18 protein-coding genes are annotated in these 20,263 nt (G+C 64.2%); 12 read left to right on the top strand and 6 right to left on the bottom strand.

Going from position 1 to position 20,263, the window contains the following annotated elements; genetic code table 11:
- The first annotated feature begins 49 nt into the window (after positions 1-49).
- Complete coding sequence (gene recN, locus ISM_RS00575) at positions 50-1,702, top strand: DNA repair protein RecN (protein WP_009812143.1); 1,653 nt, start codon at positions 50-52, stop codon at positions 1,700-1,702.
- On the opposite strand, the gene nhaA is transcribed toward recN, so the two are convergent.
- Complete coding sequence (gene nhaA, locus ISM_RS00570; RefSeq protein ID WP_009812142.1) at positions 1,699-2,895, bottom strand: Na+/H+ antiporter NhaA; 1,197 nt, start codon at positions 2,893-2,895, stop codon at positions 1,699-1,701. The genes recN and nhaA overlap by 4 nt on opposite strands.
- Positions 2,896-3,015: 120 nt before the next feature.
- Here nhaA and ISM_RS00565 point away from each other — a divergent pair, with 120 nt between their 5' ends.
- From ISM_RS00565 to ISM_RS00545, 5 genes are all read left to right on the top strand, one after another.
- Positions 3,016-3,627 carry a VOC family protein gene (locus tag ISM_RS00565; protein WP_009812141.1) on the top strand — a complete coding sequence of 204 codons (612 nt, stop codon included), beginning with the start codon at positions 3,016-3,018 and terminating at the stop codon, positions 3,625-3,627.
- On the top strand, positions 3,624-4,109 hold the full coding sequence (locus ISM_RS00560) for a GNAT family N-acetyltransferase (protein ID WP_009812140.1): 486 nt from the start codon (positions 3,624-3,626) through the stop codon (positions 4,107-4,109). The genes ISM_RS00565 and ISM_RS00560 overlap by 4 nt, the downstream gene beginning before the upstream one ends.
- A gap of 94 nt (positions 4,110-4,203) precedes the next feature.
- Complete coding sequence (locus ISM_RS00555) at positions 4,204-4,902, top strand: molecular chaperone DjiA (RefSeq protein WP_009812139.1); 699 nt, start codon at positions 4,204-4,206, stop codon at positions 4,900-4,902.
- Positions 4,883-5,905: an endonuclease/exonuclease/phosphatase family protein gene (locus ISM_RS00550; RefSeq protein ID WP_009812138.1), complete on the top strand. Its 1,023-nt coding sequence runs from the start codon at positions 4,883-4,885 to the stop codon at positions 5,903-5,905. Before ISM_RS00555 ends, ISM_RS00550 begins: the two co-directional genes overlap by 20 nt.
- An 88-nt stretch (positions 5,906-5,993) precedes the next feature.
- Positions 5,994-6,389 (top strand): hypothetical protein, encoded by a 396-nt coding sequence (locus ISM_RS00545; protein ID WP_040617734.1) that lies wholly within the window; start codon positions 5,994-5,996, stop codon positions 6,387-6,389.
- 6 nt (positions 6,390-6,395) lie between these two features.
- Here the strand turns inward: ISM_RS00545 and ISM_RS00540 are convergent, their stop codons facing one another.
- The 4 genes from ISM_RS00540 to ISM_RS00525 are packed head-to-tail and all read right to left on the bottom strand — an operon-like array spanning position 6,396 to position 11,939.
- On the bottom strand, positions 6,396-7,922 hold the full coding sequence (locus ISM_RS00540; protein ID WP_009812136.1) for a Ppx/GppA family phosphatase: 1,527 nt from the start codon (positions 7,920-7,922) through the stop codon (positions 6,396-6,398).
- Positions 7,923-7,972: 50 nt separating this feature from the next.
- Positions 7,973-10,147 (bottom strand): RNA degradosome polyphosphate kinase, encoded by a 2,175-nt coding sequence (locus tag ISM_RS00535; RefSeq protein ID WP_040618206.1) that lies wholly within the window; start codon positions 10,145-10,147, stop codon positions 7,973-7,975.
- A 50-nt stretch (positions 10,148-10,197) separates the two neighbouring features.
- Complete coding sequence (locus tag ISM_RS00530) at positions 10,198-10,872, bottom strand: P-loop NTPase family protein (protein ID WP_009812134.1); 675 nt, start codon at positions 10,870-10,872, stop codon at positions 10,198-10,200.
- Positions 10,872-11,939, bottom strand: a complete 1,068-nt coding sequence (locus tag ISM_RS00525) for an AI-2E family transporter (protein ID WP_040617733.1) — start codon at positions 11,937-11,939, stop codon at positions 10,872-10,874. The genes ISM_RS00530 and ISM_RS00525 overlap by 1 nt, the downstream gene beginning before the upstream one ends.
- Positions 11,940-12,096: 157 nt before the next feature.
- Between ISM_RS00525 and proS the strand changes: the two genes are divergently transcribed.
- The 5 genes from proS (at position 12,097) to ISM_RS00500 (ending at position 17,106) form a co-directional block, all read left to right on the top strand.
- Complete coding sequence (gene proS / locus ISM_RS00520; protein ID WP_009812132.1) at positions 12,097-13,455, top strand: proline--tRNA ligase; 1,359 nt, start codon at positions 12,097-12,099, stop codon at positions 13,453-13,455.
- Between the two features lie 102 nt (positions 13,456-13,557).
- The gene (locus ISM_RS00515) at positions 13,558-14,076 is read left to right on the top strand and encodes a DUF2937 family protein (protein WP_254655623.1); all 519 of its coding nucleotides are present in this window, start codon (positions 13,558-13,560) and stop codon (positions 14,074-14,076) included.
- 54 nt (positions 14,077-14,130) lie between these two features.
- Positions 14,131-15,420: a lipoprotein-releasing ABC transporter permease subunit gene (locus ISM_RS00510; RefSeq protein ID WP_040617732.1), complete on the top strand. Its 1,290-nt coding sequence runs from the start codon at positions 14,131-14,133 to the stop codon at positions 15,418-15,420.
- Positions 15,413-16,096, top strand: a complete 684-nt coding sequence (locus ISM_RS00505; protein ID WP_009812129.1) for an ABC transporter ATP-binding protein — start codon at positions 15,413-15,415, stop codon at positions 16,094-16,096. The genes ISM_RS00510 and ISM_RS00505 overlap by 8 nt, the downstream gene beginning before the upstream one ends.
- A 32-nt stretch (positions 16,097-16,128) precedes the next feature.
- Positions 16,129-17,106, top strand: a complete 978-nt coding sequence (locus ISM_RS00500) for an Ldh family oxidoreductase (protein ID WP_009812128.1) — start codon at positions 16,129-16,131, stop codon at positions 17,104-17,106.
- Positions 17,107-17,279: 173 nt separating this feature from the next.
- Here ISM_RS00500 and ISM_RS00495 read toward each other — a convergent pair whose 3' ends face one another.
- Positions 17,280-17,726 (bottom strand): DMT family transporter, encoded by a 447-nt coding sequence (locus ISM_RS00495; RefSeq protein ID WP_009812127.1) that lies wholly within the window; start codon positions 17,724-17,726, stop codon positions 17,280-17,282.
- A gap of 231 nt (positions 17,727-17,957) precedes the next feature.
- Between ISM_RS00495 and ISM_RS00490 the strand changes: the two genes are divergently transcribed.
- A complete protein-coding gene (locus tag ISM_RS00490) occupies positions 17,958-20,249 on the top strand; it encodes a glycosyl hydrolase family 28-related protein (RefSeq protein ID WP_009812126.1) in 2,292 nt (763 codons plus the stop codon).
- Positions 20,250-20,263: the final 14 nt, after the last annotated feature.

The raw sequence follows: 20,263 nt of genomic DNA, 5'->3' as shown, positions 1-20,263 counted from the left end.
GGGTTCGAGAGTGGAAAGCGGGCCGTCCCGGTCCGCGAGGTGATCCGACATGCTGCGCCATCTCGACATTCGTGACATGCTTATCATTGACCGGCTGGAGCTCGAGTTCCGGCCCGGTCTCAATGTGCTGACCGGGGAAACCGGCGCGGGCAAGTCGATCCTGCTCGACTCGCTCGGGTTTGTGCTGGGCTGGCGTGGCCGGGCCGAGCTGGTCCGGCAGGGGGCAGAGCAGGGCGAGGTTCTGGCCGAGTTCGATCTGCCCGAGGGGCATGGCGCGCATAAGGTTCTCGAAGAGGCGGGGCTTCCGGGGGGTGAGAGCCTCATCCTGCGGCGGGTCAATAGCCGCGACGGGCGCAAGACTGCCTGGGTCAATGACCGGCGCTGTTCGGGCGAGGTGTTGCGGCAATTGTCGGAGACGCTGGTCGAGCTGCATGGGCAGCATGATGATCGGGGGTTGCTCAATCCGCGTGGTCACCGGGCGCTTCTTGATGCCTATGGCGGGCATGAGGCCAAGCTCGCCGAGCTGCGGGCGGCATGGCGGGCGTGGAGCGCAGCCGAGAAGGCAGTGACCGAGGCCCAGGCGGCACTGGCCGCGATGCGGGCCGAGGAGGAGTTTCTGCGCCATGCGGTGGGCGAGCTCGATGCGCTCGATCCGCAGCCGGGCGAGGATGAGATACTCGACACCAGCCGCCGATTGATGCAGGGCGCCGAAAAGATCCGCGATGATATTTCCCGTGCGGCGGCGGCGCTGGGCGGCGAGGGGGCCGAAGGCGCGGCGAGCGACGCGCTGCGCTGGCTCGAAGGGGTGTCGGACAAGGCCGAAGGCCGGCTCGATGAGCCGATGTCGGCGCTGGGCCGTGCTCTGGTCGAACTGGACGAGGCGGCGCGCGGCGTCGAGGCCTGTCTCGATGCGCTGGCTTTTGATCCGCGCGATCTCGAGGAATGCGAAGAGCGGCTGTTCGCGATTAGGGGGCTGGCGCGCAAGCATGGGGTCGGTCCCGACGAGTTGAACCAGTTTGCCGAAGAGCTGCGCGGGCGGCTTGCCGCGCTCGACCGGGGTGATGGCGAGCTGGCCGATCTGCGCAAGACGCGCGATGCGGCGCTGGCCGATTACACCGCCAAGGCCGAGGCGTTGAGCACGGCGCGCCGGGCAGCGGCGGCGCGGCTTGATGCGGCGGTGAGCGAAGAGCTCGCGCCCTTGCGGATGGAACGGGCGGTGTTCACCACCCGGATCACCGCTGCAGAGCCGGGGCCCGACGGGCATGACGAGGTCACGTTCGAGGTGGCGACCAACCCGGGCGCGCCCTCCGGGCCGCTGGCGCGGATTGCCTCGGGCGGCGAGCTGAGCCGGTTTTTGCTGGCGCTCAAGGTCTGTCTGGTGGGCGAGGCGTCGGGTCTGACGCTGATTTTTGACGAGATCGACCGAGGTGTTGGCGGCGCGACCGCCGATGCGGTGGGCCGTCGTCTGGCGTCGCTGGCGCAGTCGGGACAGGTTCTCGTGGTGACCCATTCGCCGCAGGTGGCGGCGCTTGGCGGGCATCACTGGCGGGTGGAAAAGGAAACGCGCGACGAGGAAACCCTGTCGCGCGTTGTGCCCCTGGGCGAGGCCGCCCGGATCGACGAGATCGCCCGTATGTTGTCGGGCGACCGCATCACCGATGAGGCACGGGCGGCCGCCCTGTCGCTTGTCGAGGCGCGTTAGGGGAAGTCGGGCGCGGAGTCTTTGACCGCCACTTTCGGCTCTTCCCCACGGGCCAGCATCAGCACGGTAAAGCCCAAGATGGCCGAGATGGCCGAGCCGGTGAGCACGCCGATCCGCACCTGGTTCATCAAGATCGGGTCGGCAAAGCTCAGCGCGCCGATAAAGAGCGACATGGTAAAGCCCACACCGGCGAGGCAGGCCACGCCATAGACATGGATCCAGCGCACACCATGGGGCAGCCGTGCGAGACCGGTCTTGACCGCCAGAAAGCTCAGCCCGAAGACGCCGGCCTGTTTTCCGATGACAAGGCCCAGCGCCACGCCGAGCGGCAGCGGAGCGAGCATCATCTGCGCGGTGATGCCTTCAAAGACCACGCCTGCATTGGCAAAGGCAAAGACCGGCACGATGAGATAGAGCACATAGGGCGCGAGACCGTGTTCCAGCGCGTGCAGGGGCGATTTACCCCACTTATCGGTGAGCGGAATGCAGAGCGCGGTCACCACACCGGCGAGCGTCGCATGCACCCCGGATTTGAGCACCAGCACCCACATCAGCGCGCCCAGAAGCAGGGCGGGGGCAACGCGGTGCGCGCCCTTCATGTTGAGCCAGATCAGCCCGGCCAGCGGCACCAGCGCGAAGAGCAGGTAATCGATCTTGAGCTCGGCCGTGTAGAAAAGCGCGATGATGATGATCGCCCCGAGGTCGTCGAGAATGGCGAGGGTCAGCAGAAAGACCTTGAGCGCCACGGGCGCACGACGGCCCACAAGCGCCAGAATGCCCAAGGCAAAGGCGATGTCGGTGGCCGCCGGGATGGCCCAGCCCGCCACTGTGGCCTCGCCCCAGTTGAGCGCCGCAAAGATCACCGCCGGAAGCGCCATGCCACCGAGGGCCGCGACGCCGGGCAGCACGATGTCGCGCGGGTTCTTGAGCTTGCCCTCGAGCATCTCGCGTTTGAGCTCGAGCCCGATCAGGAAGAAGAAGATCGCCATAAGCCCGTCGTTGATCCACAGGATCAACGGTTTGTTGAGGCCTTCGCCATTGACCGTCACCGACAGTTTGGCGCTCAGAAAGGCCTCGTAGCCCTGTTGAAATCCGGAATTTGCCGCCAGTAGCGCCGCAACCGTTGCCAGCATCAGCAGGATGCCGCCCGATGCCTCATGTGAAAAGAACCTGTCAATTGCGCGCAGGAGCATTGTTTTCCCTCGTCCCTTTGGTCATTTTTGGAGTTAATGTTTCTGAATATGGGTTTCGGCGGTGCATTTTACATGCGCCCGTATGCCGCAATCTGCAGAAAAGTGAGGGAAAGGTTGCCCATGTTGGAATTGGATCACATTGCGGTCGCGTGCGAAACGCTGGCCGCCGGGCAACGCGCGGTTGAGGAGGCCCTCGGCGTGGCCATGGTGCCGGGGGGGGCGCATGCGCGGTTTGGCACGCATAACATGCTCTTGGGGCTCGAAGACGGGCTTTACCTCGAAGTGATCGCGATCGATCCCGAGGGCGCGCCAGAGCAGAGCCCGCGCTGGTTCGATCTTGATCAGTTTTCAGGGCCGCCACGGCTTGGCAATTGGATCTGCCGGTCGAGCGATTTGACGGGCGATGCGGCGGCGCTGCCGGGGTCAGGCGCGCCTGTGGCGCTCAGCCGGGGTGATCTGCGGTGGCAGATGGCGGTGCCGGCGAGCGGTGTGCTGCCCTTCAACAACTGTCAGCCCGCCTTGATGGAATGGCAGGGCGACGCGCATCCGGCGCAGCGACTGCCCGCCAGTGGCGTGCGTCTTGTGGCGCTTGAGGTGCGGCATCCCGAGGCGGATGCCCTGGCGGCGCGTATGGCGCCTTATTTAGCAGATGCGCGGGTGCGCTATGATATTGGAGAACCGTCCTTGATTGCCACGTTTGACACGCCTCATGGGCGCCGGGAGCTGCGATGATCCGCCCCGCCACTGCCGCCGATGCCGAGGCGATCGCAGCGTTCTGGAACCCGCAGATCCGCGACACACTTGTGACCTTCAATTCCATCGAGAAAACCCCTGAGGACATCGCCCGCGACATCGCCGCGAAACAGGGGCAGGGGCATGGGTTTCTGGTGACTGAGATCGATGGCGCGACCTTGGGCTTTGCGAGCTATGGGCAGTTTCGCGGCGGCATCGGCTATGCGCAGTCGATGGAACATACGATCATCCTCGATCCACGGGCGCAGGGGCGCGGGGTCGGGCGCGGCCTGATGGCGGCACTGCTCGATCACGCGCGGGATGCGGGTGTGCATGTGATGATGGCCGGGGTCTGTGCCGAGAATGACGGCGGGCTGCGCTTTCACGAGGCGATGGGCTTTGCCGAGGTGGCACAGGTGCCGGAGGTGGGGTTCAAATACGGGCGCTACCTCGACCTTGTGTTGATGCAATACCGCCTCTAACCCCGCTGCCTGCGTCAATTTTGTGCGATTTCATCACCAAGCTGTGACGATTTCGCCATGCCAATTCCCGCGCGAACGGGCTATTATCCTTTCCATGTCCTTGTGGAGCCGCATATCCGAGGCGATTGCCGCACTGGCCTCAGGCGAAAGCCTGAGCGCCGTCTTTGACCGCCTGCGCACCCCGCCAGAGCGGAGCGTCGCCTTTACCATCGCGGTGATCGCGCTCTCGGCCAAGATGGCCAAGGCGGACGGGCTGGTGACACCCGATGAGGTCACGGCCTTTCGCGAAGTGTTCCATATCGCACCGCAGGATGAGCCCGGCGCGGCGCGGGTGTTCAACCTCGCGCGGCAGGACGTGGCCGGGTTCGAGGAATATGCCGCGCGCATTCAGGCGATGTTTCGCGACGATCGCGAGACGCTGTCGGTGCTGCTCGAAGGGCTGTTTCATATCGCTATGGCGGATGGGGTCTATCACCCGAATGAAGACCGCTTTCTCGAACGGGTGGCCGAGATCTTCGGCCTCGACGAGCGCGGCTTTCGCACCATGCGGTCACGGTTCGCGGGCGATGCGGCCTGTGATCCCTATGCGGTGCTGGGGGTGAGAGCGGATGCCCCGATGGACGAGATCCGCGGCGTCTGGCGGAAACTGGTGCGCGAGACCCATCCCGACCGGATGCTGGCGCGGGGCGTGCCTCAGGAGGCCATTCGGCTGGCCGAGAAACGCATGGCCGATATCAACCGCGCCTGGGAAGAGATCAGCGAGGATCGCGCCCATGCGCATAGCCACGTATAATATCGAGTGGTTCAATGCGCTTTTCGATGATGATGGGGAATTGATCGACGACGACGGCTGGTCGGCGCGGCACAATATCACCCGCAGTCAGCAGACCGAGGCGGTGGGGATCGTTCTCACCGCCCTCAAGGCCGATGCGATCATGATCGTTGAAGCGCCGGATCAGAACCGGCAGCGGTCGACGGTGCGGGCGCTCGAAGGATTTGCCTATCGGATGGGGCTCAGCGCGCGCAAGGCGGTGCTCGGGTTTGAAAACGAGACGCAGCAGGAAATTGCGCTGCTTTATGATCCCGACAAGCTCAGCGTGCGGCATGACCCGATTGGCGAGGAGACCGGCAAGCGCGGCTCGGCCGATGCGCCGCGGTTCGATGGGGCGTTTCGCATTGACCTCGATATCGACGCCAAGGAAGATATCGTCACCTTTTCCAAGCCGCCGATCGAGCTCGCCGTCGAGACGGCCACGGGCACGGCGTTTCGGATGATCGGCGTGCATCTCAAATCCAAGGCCCCGCATGGCGCGACCAACCGCGAGGCGGCGATGCGCATCGGCATTGCCAACCGGCGCAAGCAGCTGGCACAGGCGGTGTGGTTGCGGCAAAGGATCGACGGCCATCTGGCGGCGGGTGAGACGCTCATGGTGATGGGCGATATGAATGACGGGCCGGGGCTCGATGAATATGAGGATCTCTTTGGCCGGTCGTCGGTGGAAATCCTGCTCGGCGAAGGGGAGGGAGCGCTCTATGATCCGCATGCGCGGGCGGCGCTGACCCGCAAGCTCGGCGCGATCTATAGCACCTCACGGTTCTATCAGCCTGAGACCGGCCGTTATATGCAGGCGCTGCTTGATTACATCATGGTGACGCGGGGTCTGCGCGAGCGTGGGGCGGCCTGGCGCATCTGGCATCCGTTCGATGATCCCGATTGCTGGAACCTGCCAGAGCTGAGCCGCGCCCTGCTGACCGCTTCGGATCATTATCCGGTGACCATCGATCTCGATATCTGAGGCGTGGACGCCGCGTCTTGGGCGGGCGCTTGCCGAGTGCCGGGCAGGGGCCTCTTCCCTTGCGGCCAATCGCGCTTATATCTAGCCCATGCGTAGCCTAGCCCTCGTCACGATTGCCTGTCTTGCCGTCTCGCCTGTGTCCGCGCAGGAGGCGGAGGGAGAACCCGCGCCCGAAGAGGGGCTGTCGCTCATCGAGGAAGGCGCGCGGATGTTTCTCGAAGGGTTGGCCGAGGATATGGCCCCGGCGATGAAGGATCTCGCGGAGCTGGCCGAAAGCTGGCAGCCGCAGATGCGCGAGTTCGTCACGCAGATGGGGCCGGCGCTGTCGGAGCTTCTGGATAAGGTGGATGATATTTCCCGCTATCACGCGCCGGAAATGCTGCCCAATGGCGATATCATCATGCGCCGCAAAGCACCCGCAGAGGACGGGCCCGGCGAGGGTCTCCTGCCGCCGATGAAACCCGGCGAAGACATCGAGATTTAAACGGCGTCAGAGCAGGCGCAGCTCGGCGTTGAGCGTGCTGGCCAGCGATTGAAGCCGGGCCTGCGCCACCTCGCCAAAGAGGTCTACCGCCTCGGGCGCGACCTTGAACTCCAGCAGCTTTTTCTTGGGATACCAGCGCAATTGCCCGGGGTCCGCGTCTTCCTTGAGCCAGAGCATCGCGGCAAAGCGCATGGCCTTGCCCAGAACCTCGGCCTCGTGCCGGCGCTTTTCGTCGATGAGCGCGAGTAGCGGGCCGAAATGGGCATCGTCGAACTTGTTCGAATAGCGGTACATGAGCGCGAGCCCCAAAAACACCCGTTCCGAATGTTTGAGCCCGCCGAGATTGGCGCGGGTCGCGTTATCGAAACAAAGCTCGGCCCGGTAGTCGGGGTGGGCGCGCCAGCTCACGTCATGCAAAAGGCTCGCGGCCTTGATCAGGCGTTTGCGTTCGGGCTTGGCGCTTGGGAAGAGCGGCTCGATGAAATGATAGATGATCTTGCCAAAGCCCGGCACGCGCGCGTCTTTATGTTCGGCATAGCGGCAGGCCTCGATCAGCGGGTCGCGCTGTTTGAGCTTGGCGGGCATCTGCTCATAGAGCAGGCCCTCGCGGATGCCATAGCTTGATACGGCGATGTCGCGCGGGCGAAAGCTGCGCACGATTTCTAGCAGCACCTCGATGGCGGTGGGCACAAGGCCGATCCGGCTCGATGAAATGCCACAGTTGATCCGCAGATCGTCGAGATCCGATTTCTGGATATATTTCGCGGTTTCGCGCACCGATTTGGCGGTCATCCGGTATTCGTGCAGCACGTGGAGCGGATAGCCGCGCCGCTCCATGTCGATCCGGGCAATGGCACGCCACGAGCCGCCGACGAGAAAGAGCCGGTCTTTTTGTTCGCCCATCTGTTCGTGCAGGGCCGCGACCTTTTCCTTGATGTATTTGCGCCGGGCGCGTTGGCCGCCCTTGATGTCCTGCAATTTCAGCGGACCCAGGGGCGAGGTTTCGCGCCGGCCCACTTCGCCATCGTGGATTTCGGCCAGTTCCATGGAGGAGCCGCCGATGTCACAGACCAGCCCATAGGAGCCGGGCCAGCCCAGCAAGACGCCTTGTGCCGAGAGCCGCGCTTCTTCGCGCCCGTCGATCACCCAGATCTTGAGCCCGGTTTCGCGCAGCACCTCGTCGCAGAAATCGGGGCCGTCCTCGGCCTCGCGCACGGCGGCGGTGGCGACAATCGACAGCGGGCCGGTGTCCATGCCCTCGGCGAGCAGCTTGAACCGTTTGAGCGCGTTGAGCGCGCGGATGCGTCCCGTGGGGTTGAGCCGCCCGGTTTCCGACATGCCCGCGCCGAGCGCACACATGATCTTTTCGTTGAAGAAATAGGCCGGTGAGCGGGCCGCGCCGTCGAACACCACGAGCCGCACCGAGTTGGACCCGACATCAACCACACCGACCCGGCGCAGCGCCCGTGCAGAGGGCTTGTCGAACAGCGGGCGCCCGAAGGGGCCATCGGCGGCGTCATAGCTGATGTTCATTGCTTCCCCGGCTTGCAACGGCCCCCTTATGCGTCAGCGGTGCCGGGGGGTCAATCTTCTGTGTGGGTCAGTTTCGGCACATCCGACGCCCCAGCCGACCCTCTACCAGAGAGCGACGGGTTTTCCATGAAGAAACGGTGGCAGTTGAAAGCGAACTCGCCCTCGGTGGTTTCGGCGCGGGCAAAGCTTCCGTCCGGGGCCATGACCCAGCTCTGCGCCACATCGGCCATATTGGCGGCCATCACCTGGCTGACGATCTGGGCCTTGACGGTGGGGTTCTCGATCTCGACGAGGGTTTCCACCCGCCGGTTGAGGTTGCGGCCCATCCAGTCGGCCGAGCTGATATAGACGCGCGATTTCTTGTGCGGCAGGCCATGGCCATTGCCGAAACAGACGATGCGCGAGTGTTCGAGGAAACGCCCGACGATGGATTTCACCCGGATGTTCTCGCTCATGCCGGTGACGCCGGGGCGCAGCCCGCAGATGCCGCGCACGACGAGGCTGATTTTCACGCCAGCCTGGCTCGCCTCATAGAGCGCGTCGATCACATCGGGTTCGATCAGCGAGTTCATCTTGGCCCAGATTTCGGCGGGTTTCCCGGCCTCGGCATGGGCGATCTCGGCCTTGATCATCTCGAGCAGCCGGGGCTTGAGCGAGATCGGCGAGATGGCGAGGTTCTCGAGCTTTTCGGGCTGGGCATAGCCCGAGAGGTAGTTGAAGAGCTTGGTCGCGTCGCGGCCCAGCACCGTGTCGCAGGTGAAAAACGACAGGTCGGTATAGATGCGGGCGGTGATCGGGTGGTAATTGCCGGTGCCGTAATGGGTATAGGTCACCAGCTGATCGCCCTCGCGGCGGACCACGGTGCTGATCTTGGCGTGGGTCTTGAGGTTGAGGAACCCATAGACCACATGCGCGCCCGCACGTTCGAGACGGCGCGACTGACGGATGTTGGCGGCCTCGTCGAACCGCGCCTTGAGCTCGACCAGGGCGGTGACGGATTTGCCGTTTTCCGCGGCCTCGCAGAGCGCGCTCACGATGGGGCTGTCGTTCGAGGTGCGGTAGAGCGTCTGTTTGATCGCGACCACGTTCGGATCGCGCGCCGCCTGCGCGAGAAAGCGCACCACCATATCGAAGGTCTCGTAGGGGTGGTGGAGCAGCATGTCCTTTTGGCGGATCGCGGCGAACATGTCGCCGTCGTGGTCCTGCACCCGTTCCGGCACGCGCGGGGTGAAGGGCGGCCAGAGCAGGTCGGGGCGGTTGTCGAGCACCAGCTCCTTGAGATCGGCGAGGCCAAGAAGCCCGTTCACCGCGACCAGTTCATCGGCATTGACGTGCAGCTCGTTCATCACGAGCTTGCGCAGATCGTCGGGGGCGTCGGTGGAAATCTTGAGCCGCACCACCTCGCCACGGCGACGGCGTTTGAGCGCCACTTCGAATTCGCGCACCAGATCCTCGGCCTCTTCCTCGACCTCGAGATCGCTGTCGCGCAGCACCTGAAAGGCGCAGTGGCCGCTATAGGCATAGCCCGGGAAGAGGCTGTCGAGATGGACCAGCACCAGCTCTTCGAGCGGCAGGAAGCGCACCGCACCATTGCGCGGCGCGAGGGCGACAAAGCGGTCGATCTGCTGCGGGATCGGCAGCAGCGCCTTGAGCTCTTTCTTGTCGGCGCGGCGGCGCAATTGCAGGGCCAGCGAAAAGCCAAGGTTGGGAATGAAGGGGAAGGGATGCGCCGGATCGATGGCCAGCGGCGACAGCACCGGGAAGACCTGATTGAGAAAGACCTCGTCGAGATAGGCCTTGTCCTCGGCGTCGAGCATCGAGCTGTTGAGGATATGGATGTCCTCGGCTTCCATTTCCTTTTGCAGCGCCTCATAGGTCTGATGCTGTTCGTTCATCAGGTTGCGGGCGTCTTCGTCGATGAGCACCAACTGTTCGGCGGGCGTCAGCCCATCGGCGGCGGGGGTGGTGTTGCCAGCCTGGGCCAGTTCGCGCAGACCCGCGACGCGCACGTTGTAGAACTCGTCCAGGTTGGTGGCCGAGATCGACAGAAAGCGCAGCCGTTCCAGAAGCGGCACCTTGGGGTTGCGCGCCTCTTCGAGGACCCGCCAGTTGAAGCCGAGCCAGCTCAGTTCACGATTGAAGAAACGGCCGGGTCCGGAGAGGTCAAGCTCGGGAAGCTCCTGGGCGGGCGGAAACGGGGATTTGAGAAAGTCTGCGTAGGTCATGGCCGCCTTGTACCGCATGAATTGCAACGGGAAAGTGACGGAGTGTCAGACTAAATTTGCAGATTGTCCAGTGCAGTCGCGGCCAGCCGCCGATTGATCGGTTTGCCGGTATCGAGCGCCAGTTGATCCAGCGTTTCGACCAGATTTCGGGCAGCCGCAAAGGCGCGCGGCATGCGAGGCACGATATAGGGCAGGGTTTCAGGCGTGGGGCGCAGCTGACGGTCGGCAAAGAGCTTCATCAGCACCGCGGCAAGCAGCGCGTCGTCGGGGGGCTCGATCCGGACGCCGGGGGTGCCCTCCATGCGGCTGGCGAGGTCGGGCAGGTGGATGTCGCTGAGGGCGCTGTCGTCGCTGCTGGTGATCAGCAGTGAATTGCCCTCGGCCAGCACGAGGTTGTGCAGGTGAAAAAGCGCCCGTTCCTGCGCCCTTTCGCCGGTGATCTGCCACAGGTCTTCGACGGCCACCGGGCCGCTCGCCAATGTCGGGATGTCGGCCTCGGCCAAATCGCTGGCGGCGATGATCCGGGCGCCTGAGAGGCTTGCCCAGACATGGGCAAGATGGGTCTTGCCCGCGCCCGAGGGGCCGCGCAGCATGAGCTTGCGGGCAGGCCAGCTCTGCCAGGTTTCGATCATCGCCACGGCGGCGGCGTTCGAGGCGGAGACGAAGAAATCGTCACGCCCCATCGCCGGCACGGCGGGCAGGTCAAAGCTCAGCTGTTGCGACATCAGGCCTGATCCCGATCCGAGAGACCGCGATAGAGCAGGCTGCTGCGATATTGCTGGATCGCGAACCGCGCCAGTACGCCGATGGCGGCGGCGACGGGCACCGCGACGAGCATCCCGACAAAGCCGAAGAGCGCGCCAAAGACCGACAGCGCAAAGATGAGCCAGACCGGGTGCAGCCCGACCGAGCTGCCCACCAGTTTCGGGGTGAGCACATTGCCCTCGATCACCTGACCCAGGGCAAAGATGCCGGCGACCAGACCGATGGAGACCCAATCGCCCCAGAACTGAAAGAGCGCGAGCCCGATGGCCAGCGCGCCGCCGACCAGCGCCCCCACATAGGGGATGAAGGTGATCAGACCGGCGACGAACCCCACCACCAGACCGAATTGCAGCCCGACGAGCATCAGCGCCCCGGCGTAATAGGTGCCAAGGATCAGGCAGACCGTGCCCATGCCCCGGATAAAGGAGGCAAGCGTGCGGTCGATTTGCTTTGCGAGATGGCGCACGGTGGGGGCGTGGTCGCGGGGCAGCAGGTCATCGACCGCGGCGACCATCCGGTCCCAATCATAGAGCAGGTAGAAGGCCACCACCGGCACGATGACGAAGAGCAGCACCACGTTGATCAGCGACGAGACCGAGCCGATGGCGCTGTCGAGCAGCTGACCGCCCTTGGATTTGATCGTGTCGCCGACGACGGCAAGCGATTGGCGCAGGGTGCTGTCGCCGTCACCGACCTGGGGGAAATTGCGGCTGATGAACCCTTCGAGATCGCGGGCGAGCTGTGGCGCGATGTCAAAGAGCGCGACGGCCTGCTTGATCAGGGTCGGCACCACCAGAAGCGCCATGATGACAAAGAGAAGAAGCGCAAAGAGCGTGATCGTCGCCACCGCCATGGCGCGGGTCAGCCCGAGCTTTTCCAGACGGTCGGCCAGCGGGTCGAGGAAATAGGCGATGGCACCGCCCAGCACGAAGGGCAGGATCACGTCGCCCAGGAACCAAAGCACCACCAGAAAGACCAGTGTGACGGCCCCCCAGTATTTCATCTGTGTACGCACCGGCAAGGCCACGGGCTTCCCCTTTGAACCACTTGTGAAGTTGCCCAAAAATCGCCCATCGGGCCGGGGGTTGCAAGCGGGAAGGGGATGATAGCACCGCTTGCCTGTGAGCCGCGATTGCCCTAGACCTCGCGGGCACCAAGTTTTCGGATCCCTGAAAGGTCTCTCCATGCGTCTCAGCCGCTATTTCCTGCCCGTTTTGAAAGAAACGCCCTCGGAGGCGCAGATCGTCAGCCACCGCCTGATGTTGCGGGCCGGGATGATCAAACAGTCGAGCGCGGGGATCTATTCCTGGCTGCCGCTGGGCTATAAGGTGCTGCGCAATATCGAGACCATAGTCCATGAGGAACAGCAGCGCGTCGGCCATATCCCGATGCTGATGCCGACGCTGCAATCGGCCGATCTCTGGCGCGAGAGCGGGCGCTACGACGCCTATGGTCCCGAGATGCTGCGCATCCGTGACCGGCAGGATCGCGACATGCTCTTTGGGCCGACCAACGAGGAGATGATCACCGACATCTTCCGCAGCCATGTGTCGAGTTATAAGGACCTGCCGCTGACGCTCTATCATATCCAGTGGAAGTTCCGCGACGAGATCCGGCCGCGCTTTGGCGTGATGCGCGGGCGCGAATTCCTGATGAAGGACGGCTATAATTTCGACCTCACCAAGGAAGACGCGCTGCATGCCTATAACCGCCATCTGGTGAGCTATCTGCGCACCTATGAGCGGATGGGGCTGCAGGCGATCCCGATGCGGGCGGATTCCGGTCCCATCGGTGGCGATGACACCCATGAGTTCCTCGTGCTGGCCGAGACCGGCGAGAGCGAAGTGTTCTATGACAGCGAGATTACCGATCTGACCTTTGGCGAGCGCGAGATCGACCATGACAGCCATGAGGCCTGTCAGGCGGTGCTCGAAGAGTTCACCTCGCGCTATGCCCGCACCGATGAGACCCATGACGAGGCGCTGTTCAACCAGATCCCCGAAGAGCGCCGCCGCGTGGCGCGGGGCATTGAAGTCGGACAGATCTTCTATTTCGGCACCAAATATTCCGAGCCGATGGGCGCCACGGTGCAAGGCCCCGACGGCAAGCCGGTGCCGGTGCATATGGGCAGCCATGGTATCGGGGTGAGCCGCCTTCTGGGCGCGATCATCGAGGCGAGCCATGACGACAAGGGCATCATCTGGCCCGAGGCGGTGGCGCCGTTCCATGTCGGGATCGTCAACCTCAAACAGGGCGATGACGAGGCGGATGCGGCCTGTGACGCGCTCTATGCGCAGGTGGCGGCGCTTGGGCTCGAGCCGCTTTATGACGACCGCAACGAGCGGGCGGGCGGCAAGTTCGCGACGATGGATCTCATCGGTCTGCCGTGGCGGATCACGGTCGGTCCCCGCGGCCTCAAGAACGGTGTGGTCGAGCTCACAAGCCGCCGCACGGGCGAGAGCGAAGAGCTGTCGCCGGAGGCCGCGATTGCCAAGCTCAAGGAGCATTTTTCGGCGATTAACCTGCCGGGAAAGGGTGTGTGATAGGCTACGGCGATCAGGGTCTCTGATCGCGCGTTGGCTTGTCCTCTTGCCTTGCCCCGTGCGAGATTGGGGCGAGGCAGGTAAGAGGTGCGGCGCATGTTCATGCGGGCGATAGCAGTGGCGGGCGGTCTGGCCGGGGCGGCGGGACTGTCGCAGTTTCCGGAATTTTCACAGCAATATGTGCAGCGGCTCGGCGGTGCGGTGGATGAGCTGTCGCGGTTCATCGCCGCCTTCGATGCCGATGCGGCAAAGTTCGACCTGGACCGCGAGGCGGCGCTGGCCGATCTCGAACAGGGCGGGCGGATGGCCGCGGCGCGGGCCGAGAGCGTGCGGCGTACCGTGGCGCGGCATGCGCGGCTCAGCGAGGATCTGTCGGTGTTGCGTCAGGCGGGGCCGTTCACCCGCGCCTATGAGGCCGGGCGGCTTGGCGACAGGGAGATCGCGCGTGCCACCTGGGCGGATTTCCGACCGGCGCTGCCGCTGACATTTGAGGGCGGCATGTTCGGCGGGGCGGGGTTCCTTGGCGGTCTGTTGGCCATCGGCGGGATTGGCGCGGTGCTCAGGCTCTTTTGGGGCGTGCTTTTCGGGCGGAAAGCGGCTAGGCGGGGGAAGAAGGCTTGACCCTTGGCCCCCTGCGGCACAGGTTGCGCCGAAACCAAGACCGGAACCCGACACATGCCAGGCACACCCGCCCCCTTTGCCCCGTTTGAATGGATGATCGCCTGGCGCTATCTGCGCGCCAAACGCGCCGAGGGCGGCGTGAGCGTCATGACCTGGATCAGCCTCATCGGCATCACGCTGGCCGTGTTCGCGCTGATCGTGACGCTGGCGGTGCGCTCGGGGTTTCGGGCCGAGTTTGTGGATACGATACTTGGCAGCAACGCCCATGTGACCATCTATAGCGCGGGCGAGGTGGACGCGGTGACGGGCCGTATCGACCGGACCTTGCAGGACTATGAAGAGATGGCCGCAAGAGTGCGCGAGGTGCCGGGTGTGACACGGGTTGCGCCGCTGGTGCGGGGGCAGTTGCTGGCCAATGTGCAGAACCGCAATGCCGGGGTCGAAGTCTTTGGTATTACGAAAGAAAACCTGAAAACGATCCCGCGTATTGCGAACCCAGAGACGAGCCTTGGCGAGATCGAGGCATTCGATCAGGGCATCGCCATCGGGTCGGGCGTGGCGCGTGAATTGGGCGTGACGGTGGGCGACAAGGTCAAGATCATCCTGCCCGGCGGCGTCAAGACGGCCTTTGGGTCGAGCCCGCGGGTCAAGGCCTATGACGTGACTTATGTGTTCTCAGCGGGACGTTATGACATCGACCGCACCCGCGTCTATCTGCCCTTTGCCGAGGCGCAGGAGTTTTTCAACCGCGAAGGCGTGGCGGATGAGCTCGAGGTGATGGTGGCCGAGCCGGACCATGTTGACGCGATGACCGAGGCGCTGATCGCGGCGGCGGGAGAGCGGGCGCTGCTGTGGACCTGGCGCGATGCCTCGAAGAGCTTTCTCGACGCGCTCGATATCGAGGATCGGGTGATGTTCGTCATCCTGTCGATCCTCGTGCTGATTGCCGCGATGAACATCACCAGCGGCTTGATCATGCTGGTCAAGAACAAGGGGCGCGATATTGGCATTTTGCGCACCATGGGTCTTACCGAAGGCTCTGTGCTGCGCGTGTTTTTCATTTGTGGCGCGTTCACCGGTTTGATCGGGACGCTTTTTGGCGTGATCCTTGGCTGTCTTTTCGCAATCTACATCGATCCGATTTTCGCTTTGGTTAACGGCGCGACCGGGGGCGAGGCCTGGGACCCGGCGATCCGGGGGATTTATTACCTGCCGGCCAAGCTCGAGCTTTGGGATGTGCTGTCGGCGGTGGCGCTGTCGCTTGGGCTCAGCTTTATCGTCACGATCTTTCCGGCGCGCCGTGCGGCCCGGATGAACCCGGTGGAGGCCCTGCGCTATGAGTGATCCCGTGCTGCGCCTGACAGGCATTTCGAAAACCTACAACAAGGGCCGCGAGAACGAGGTGACGGTGCTGCGCGAGGCCGAGCTCAGCCTGCAGGCGGGCGAGATCGTGGCGCTGGTCGCGCCCTCGGGGGCGGGCAAGTCGACGCTCTTGCATATGGCGGGGCTGCTCGACACGCCGGATGCCGGGCGGGTCGAGATCGGCGGCGTCGATATGACCGGGCTGGGCGATCGGCGGCGCACCGTGGCGCGGCGGCGCGAGGTCGGGTTTGTCTATCAGTTCCACCATCTGCTGCCCGAGTTCAGCGCGTTGGAAAACGTGGTGCTGCCGCAGCTGGCCAATGGCGTGGCGCGGCGGGCGGCGGAGGCGCGGGCGCAGGAGCTTTTGGATCAGGTGGGCGTCGGCGAGCGGGCCGGGCATCGGCCCTCGGCCATGTCGGGCGGCGAGCAGCAGCGCGTCGCCTTTTGCCGGGCGCTGGCCAATGGGCCGCGCATCTTGCTGGCGGACGAGCCCACCGGCAACCTCGATCCCGCCACCTCGGACCGGGTGTTCGAGCGGCTGGTGACGCTGGTGCGCGAGACCGGGCTGTCGGCGCTGATCGCGACCCATAACCTCGAGCTGGCGGCGCGGATGGACCGGGTGCTGCGGCTTGATAATGGTACGGTTGTGGCGGGGTAACCCGCTGCAAAGACTAAACAAGGAAGAGTAGAATGCCCAAAGTTTCATTGGCCGAAATCGAACGTCTGTCGGCCCATGCGCTGATCAATCACGGCGCGGCACCCTGGGTTGCGGCGCATGTGGCGGATGCCATTGCCAAGGCGGAATCCGTCGGCAACAAGATCTGCGGGCTGTATTACCTTGAAAGCTATTGCACCCAGTTGAAGAGTGGCCGGGTCAAGGGCCATGCCGAGCCTGAGGTGAGCCGGCCGCGTCCCGGCACGGTGCGGGTCGATGCGCAGTTTGGCTTTGCCCAGCCGGCCTTTGCCAAGGGGCTGCCGCTGGCGATCTCGGCGGCGCAGGAGAACGGCGTGGCGATGCTGGCGGTGGGTCACGCGCATACCTGCACCTCGCTGGGCTATTTCACCGAGCAGATCGCCCGCGAGGGGATGATCGGCATGGGGATGACCAATGCCTCGCCCATCGTGGCGCCGCCGGGCGGCAAGCGCCGGGTGATCGGGACCAACCCGTTTGCATTTTCGGTGCCGGATGGGGCCGGGGGTGTGGCGATGCAGTTCGATCAGTCGACGACCACCGTGGCGCTGGGCAAGATCACCATGGCGAAAGCGGCGGGCGAGAGCATTCCAGAGGGCTGGGCGGTGGATGCCGAGGGGCGGCCGACCACCGATCCCGAGGCGGCGCTGGCCGGGTCGCTGGTGTCGACCGGCGGCTATAAGGGCTGGGGGCTTGGCCTTATGGTGGAACTGCTGGCGGCGGGGATGACCGGCGGTGTCGCGAGCCAGGATGTCAAACCTCTCAAGGCACCTGAAGGACCGCCGCATGATCTGGGGCAGTTTTACCTGATCATCGATCCCGGTACGTCGGATGATTTCGGCGCGCGTCTCGAACAGGTGGCGCGGGCCGTGGCGCAGGATGAGGGCGCGCGGATGCCGGGGCAGGGGAAGCGGAAAATGGACCCTGTGGAGATCGAAGAGCATGTGTGGAACCAGCTCAACCAGCTTGCGGGCTGAAATCCGCTCTAAGCCCTTGATATGTTGAGGTTAACCCGGTCATTTTGGCCGGGTTTTCCGTTTGTCGGTATCACGTCGGTATTCCGGCGGCAGGACGTCGGTATCGCAAATCGCCTTCGACGCGGTGTTGCGGCGCGGGGTTAACGCGCCGTGCGGCGGGGGGCGGTGTCGGCTCAGGCGCGTTGGGTGAGAAAGACGCCGGTGGCCATCAGCGCGATGCCTGCCGCGCGGTTGAGCGTCAGCGGCGAGATGCGCGCGCCGAAGAGGCCGAAATGGTCGATGGCGGCGGCGCTGATCAGCTGGCCCAGCAGCACGAAGAAGACCGCGTTGCCGACGCCGAAATGCGGCGCGACATAGGTGATCGAGAGCACGTAGAAGGCGACCAGCACACCGCCCAGCAGGAGATGCCGGGGCGCGGCGGCGAGTCCGGCGAGGGCGCGGGGGCTCGACACCGCGAGGCAGGTGACGAGCGCCACCAGAAAGGCCACCACGAAGAGCACGGTCGCGGCGGCGGCGGGCGAACCGAGCCGGGTGCCCAGCGCCGCGTTGAGCCCGGCCAGCAGCGGGATGCCGATCCCGGCGATGAGCATGGTGAGGGCGTAGAGGCTGGTGGGCTGCATGGGCTGTCCTTTCGACTGTCGGGCCAGAGTGGCATGGGGGTCCGGCCTGCGCCAGAGCGTAGAAACCCGTAGCGCTCGCGACGCGAGGGCCCGAGGGGGGCACCGTCACGGTGGGGCCGCAAGGCGTTAACCAATCTTTCCTAGACCATTGCCCTGACCGGGCCAGTCCCGGCTGGCGATATCAACGGGTCCCACAGCCGCGAGGCGCGGGACAGGCGGAAAGGGAAACGGATGAACAAGGCAATCACCGACGGCGTGGTCTTTATGCCCCCGGCCTTTGCAATGGGTCTGGATCAATGGTCGAGCGGCGATGGCACGCCGGGGTCGGACAGCTATCAGGGGGCGGGCAATGCCGCGCTGGTGGCGGCGGATCAGGATTTCGGCGGGGCGCTCGAGCTCACGAAGAGCCAGACCACGCAGAAGCTGCGCCATTTTGGCGAAACGCCGATCCTTCCGGGCTGTTATCTGCAGGTGCGGGCGCGGGTCAAAGCCGTGTCGGGCAATTTCCCGACGCTGCGGATTGCGGCCTGGGCCGGGGGTGCGGGCAATCAGCATGTGACCGGCGTGACCGAGACCGGGCCGGAAGTGACCCTAAGTTCCTATGGCGAGGTGGTGGAGATCAGCGCCATCGTCGGTGTCGGCCAGCGCAGCGGCGTCGATATGGCCTGGGGGCCGGGGGCAATCTACGGGCATTTCGGGCTGGATATGACCGGGCCGAATGGCGGTGTGGTGCGGATCGACGATATCGAGATCGAGGACATCACGGCGGCGTTTCGCGGCCAGTCCACCGATTGGGTGGATGTGCGCGATTATGGCGCGGTGGGCGATGGGACCACGGACAATCACGCGGCCTTTGAGGCGGCGGATGCGGCGGCGCAGGGGCGCGATGTGCTGGTGCCGGACGGGGTGTATCGGCTCGGCGATAGTGTGACGCTGCAATCGCGGGTGCGGTTTCAAGGCATTGTGACCATGGCCGCCGACAAGATCCTGTCGCTCAACGGGAGTTACGATCTGCCGAGCTATATTGATGCGTTCGGCGATGAGGAGCTGGGTTTTCGCAAGGCGTTTCAGGCGCTTTTGAACAATTCGGGGCATGAATCGCTCGATCTGTGCGGGCGGTTGATCACGCTCACCGAGCCGGTGGATATGCAGGCGGCGGTGGTCGACAAGGACAATTATTCGCAGCGCCGCTATATCAAGAACGGCCAGTTTTCGGCCCATGGCAATGGCAGCTGGGCGACCGAGGTGGTGACCTCGCAGGCGAGCTATAGTCTCAGCGACTCGCTCAAGCTCACCAATGTGACGAATGTGGCCAATATCCCGCTGGGCGCGGTGATCGAGGGCACTGGCGTCGGGCGCGAGGTCTATGTCGCCGAGGTCGATGTGGCGCAGCAGGAGGTCACGCTCAGCCAGCAGCTCTATGATGCGGAGGGCACGCAGGTCTTTACCTTTCGGCGGTTCAAATACCTGCTCGATTTCTCGGGCTTTGTGAAGCTCAGCAAGTTTTCCCTGTCGAATATCGAGTTCCAATGTTCCGGCGTGTGCAGCGGCGTGATGCTGCCCGGATCGGGGACCGGGTTTCATTTCCGCGATTGTTTCATCACGCGGCCCAAGGATCGCGGCATCACCAGCTATTCCAAGGGCGATCAGGGGATGATCATCGACCGCTGTCAGTTCCTGTCGGATGAGAGCGATATTCCGGCGCTCAACCGGGTGTCGATCGGGCTCAATGCCAATGCCAATGACGTCAAGCTGCGCGACAATCGGGCGTCCTATTTCCGGCATTTCGCGCTCTTGGCCGGGTCGAGCAATATCGTCACCAGCAACCATTGGTTTCAGGGCGATACGTCGAATGACGGCGGGCGGACGGCGGGGCTTATCCTCACCCGGACCAATTCGCGGTCGACGGTGACCTCGAACTATATCGACAATTGTTTTGTCGAATGGGTGAACGAGCATGACAGCGCGCCGGATTATGACAGCGAGTTTTCCTTCAGCGCGCTCAACCTGTCGGACAATGTGTTTCTGGCGGGCAATGTGGCGCCCTGGTTCACCTTTTTGGTGATCAAGCCGCATGGCGCGGGGCATTACCTCAACGGGTTGAACATCAACAACAATTCCTTCCGCATCATTGGCGGCAGCATCGCACAGGTCGAACATGTCGACACCAGCTTTGCCGATTTCGACTATAACCGGATGAAGGGGGTGAATTTCACCTCCAACACCTACAACAACATCGAAAAGCGCAGCGAGAGCCCGTTCAGCTATGAGTTCAGCCGGGCGGGGGTGTCAAATGACTGGTCGATCAGTCTGGCGGATCATCTGCCCTTCGAGGGCTGGGCGCAGGCGGTGGAATCGGTGGTGGCGATGGGGCCCTTGACCAATGGCGCCGGGCAGGAGGTGTTTGCCGCGCCTTATGTCCATGCCAAGCAAGGCGCGGCGCAAAACGAGATCCGGCTGCGCTGGCCCGAGCCGGTGCAGGGCACGGTGATCTTGCGGGCGCGGATGGATGACGTGCATTAGGTAAGTGTCTGGCG

The sequence above is a fragment of the Roseovarius nubinhibens ISM genome (assembly GCF_000152625.1).
GTDB classification, from domain to species: domain Bacteria; phylum Pseudomonadota; class Alphaproteobacteria; order Rhodobacterales; family Rhodobacteraceae; genus Roseovarius; species Roseovarius nubinhibens.
This window is presented reverse-complemented; position numbering and strand designations above follow the sequence as displayed.

Bases quoted from the DNA above. Each gene is read 5' to 3' on its own strand.
- ISM_RS00545 (WP_040617734.1), top strand. From the start codon at position 5,994: ATGCGTAGCCTAGCCCTCGTCACGATTGCCTGTCTTGCCGTCTCGCCT.
- ISM_RS00490 (WP_009812126.1), top strand. From the start codon at position 17,958: ATGAACAAGGCAATCACCGACGGCGTGGTCTTTATGCCCCCGGCCTTT.
- ISM_RS00510 (WP_040617732.1), top strand. From the start codon at position 14,131: ATGCCAGGCACACCCGCCCCCTTTGCCCCGTTTGAATGGATGATCGCC.
- ISM_RS00550 (WP_009812138.1), top strand. From the start codon at position 4,883: ATGCGCATAGCCACGTATAATATCGAGTGGTTCAATGCGCTTTTCGAT.
- ISM_RS00495 (WP_009812127.1), bottom strand. From the start codon at position 17,726: ATGCAGCCCACCAGCCTCTACGCCCTCACCATGCTCATCGCCGGGATC.
- ISM_RS00565 (WP_009812141.1), top strand. From the start codon at position 3,016: ATGTTGGAATTGGATCACATTGCGGTCGCGTGCGAAACGCTGGCCGCC.
- ISM_RS00530 (WP_009812134.1), bottom strand. From the start codon at position 10,872: ATGTCGCAACAGCTGAGCTTTGACCTGCCCGCCGTGCCGGCGATGGGG.
- recN (WP_009812143.1), top strand. From the start codon at position 50: ATGCTGCGCCATCTCGACATTCGTGACATGCTTATCATTGACCGGCTG.
- ISM_RS00500 (WP_009812128.1), top strand. From the start codon at position 16,129: ATGCCCAAAGTTTCATTGGCCGAAATCGAACGTCTGTCGGCCCATGCG.
- ISM_RS00555 (WP_009812139.1), top strand. From the start codon at position 4,204: ATGTCCTTGTGGAGCCGCATATCCGAGGCGATTGCCGCACTGGCCTCA.
- ISM_RS00560 (WP_009812140.1), top strand. From the start codon at position 3,624: ATGATCCGCCCCGCCACTGCCGCCGATGCCGAGGCGATCGCAGCGTTC.
- ISM_RS00505 (WP_009812129.1), top strand. From the start codon at position 15,413: ATGAGTGATCCCGTGCTGCGCCTGACAGGCATTTCGAAAACCTACAAC.
- nhaA (WP_009812142.1), bottom strand. From the start codon at position 2,895: ATGCTCCTGCGCGCAATTGACAGGTTCTTTTCACATGAGGCATCGGGC.
- ISM_RS00515 (WP_254655623.1), top strand. From the start codon at position 13,558: ATGCGGGCGATAGCAGTGGCGGGCGGTCTGGCCGGGGCGGCGGGACTG.
- ISM_RS00535 (WP_040618206.1), bottom strand. From the start codon at position 10,147: ATGACCTACGCAGACTTTCTCAAATCCCCGTTTCCGCCCGCCCAGGAG.
- proS (WP_009812132.1), top strand. From the start codon at position 12,097: ATGCGTCTCAGCCGCTATTTCCTGCCCGTTTTGAAAGAAACGCCCTCG.
- ISM_RS00540 (WP_009812136.1), bottom strand. From the start codon at position 7,922: ATGAACATCAGCTATGACGCCGCCGATGGCCCCTTCGGGCGCCCGCTG.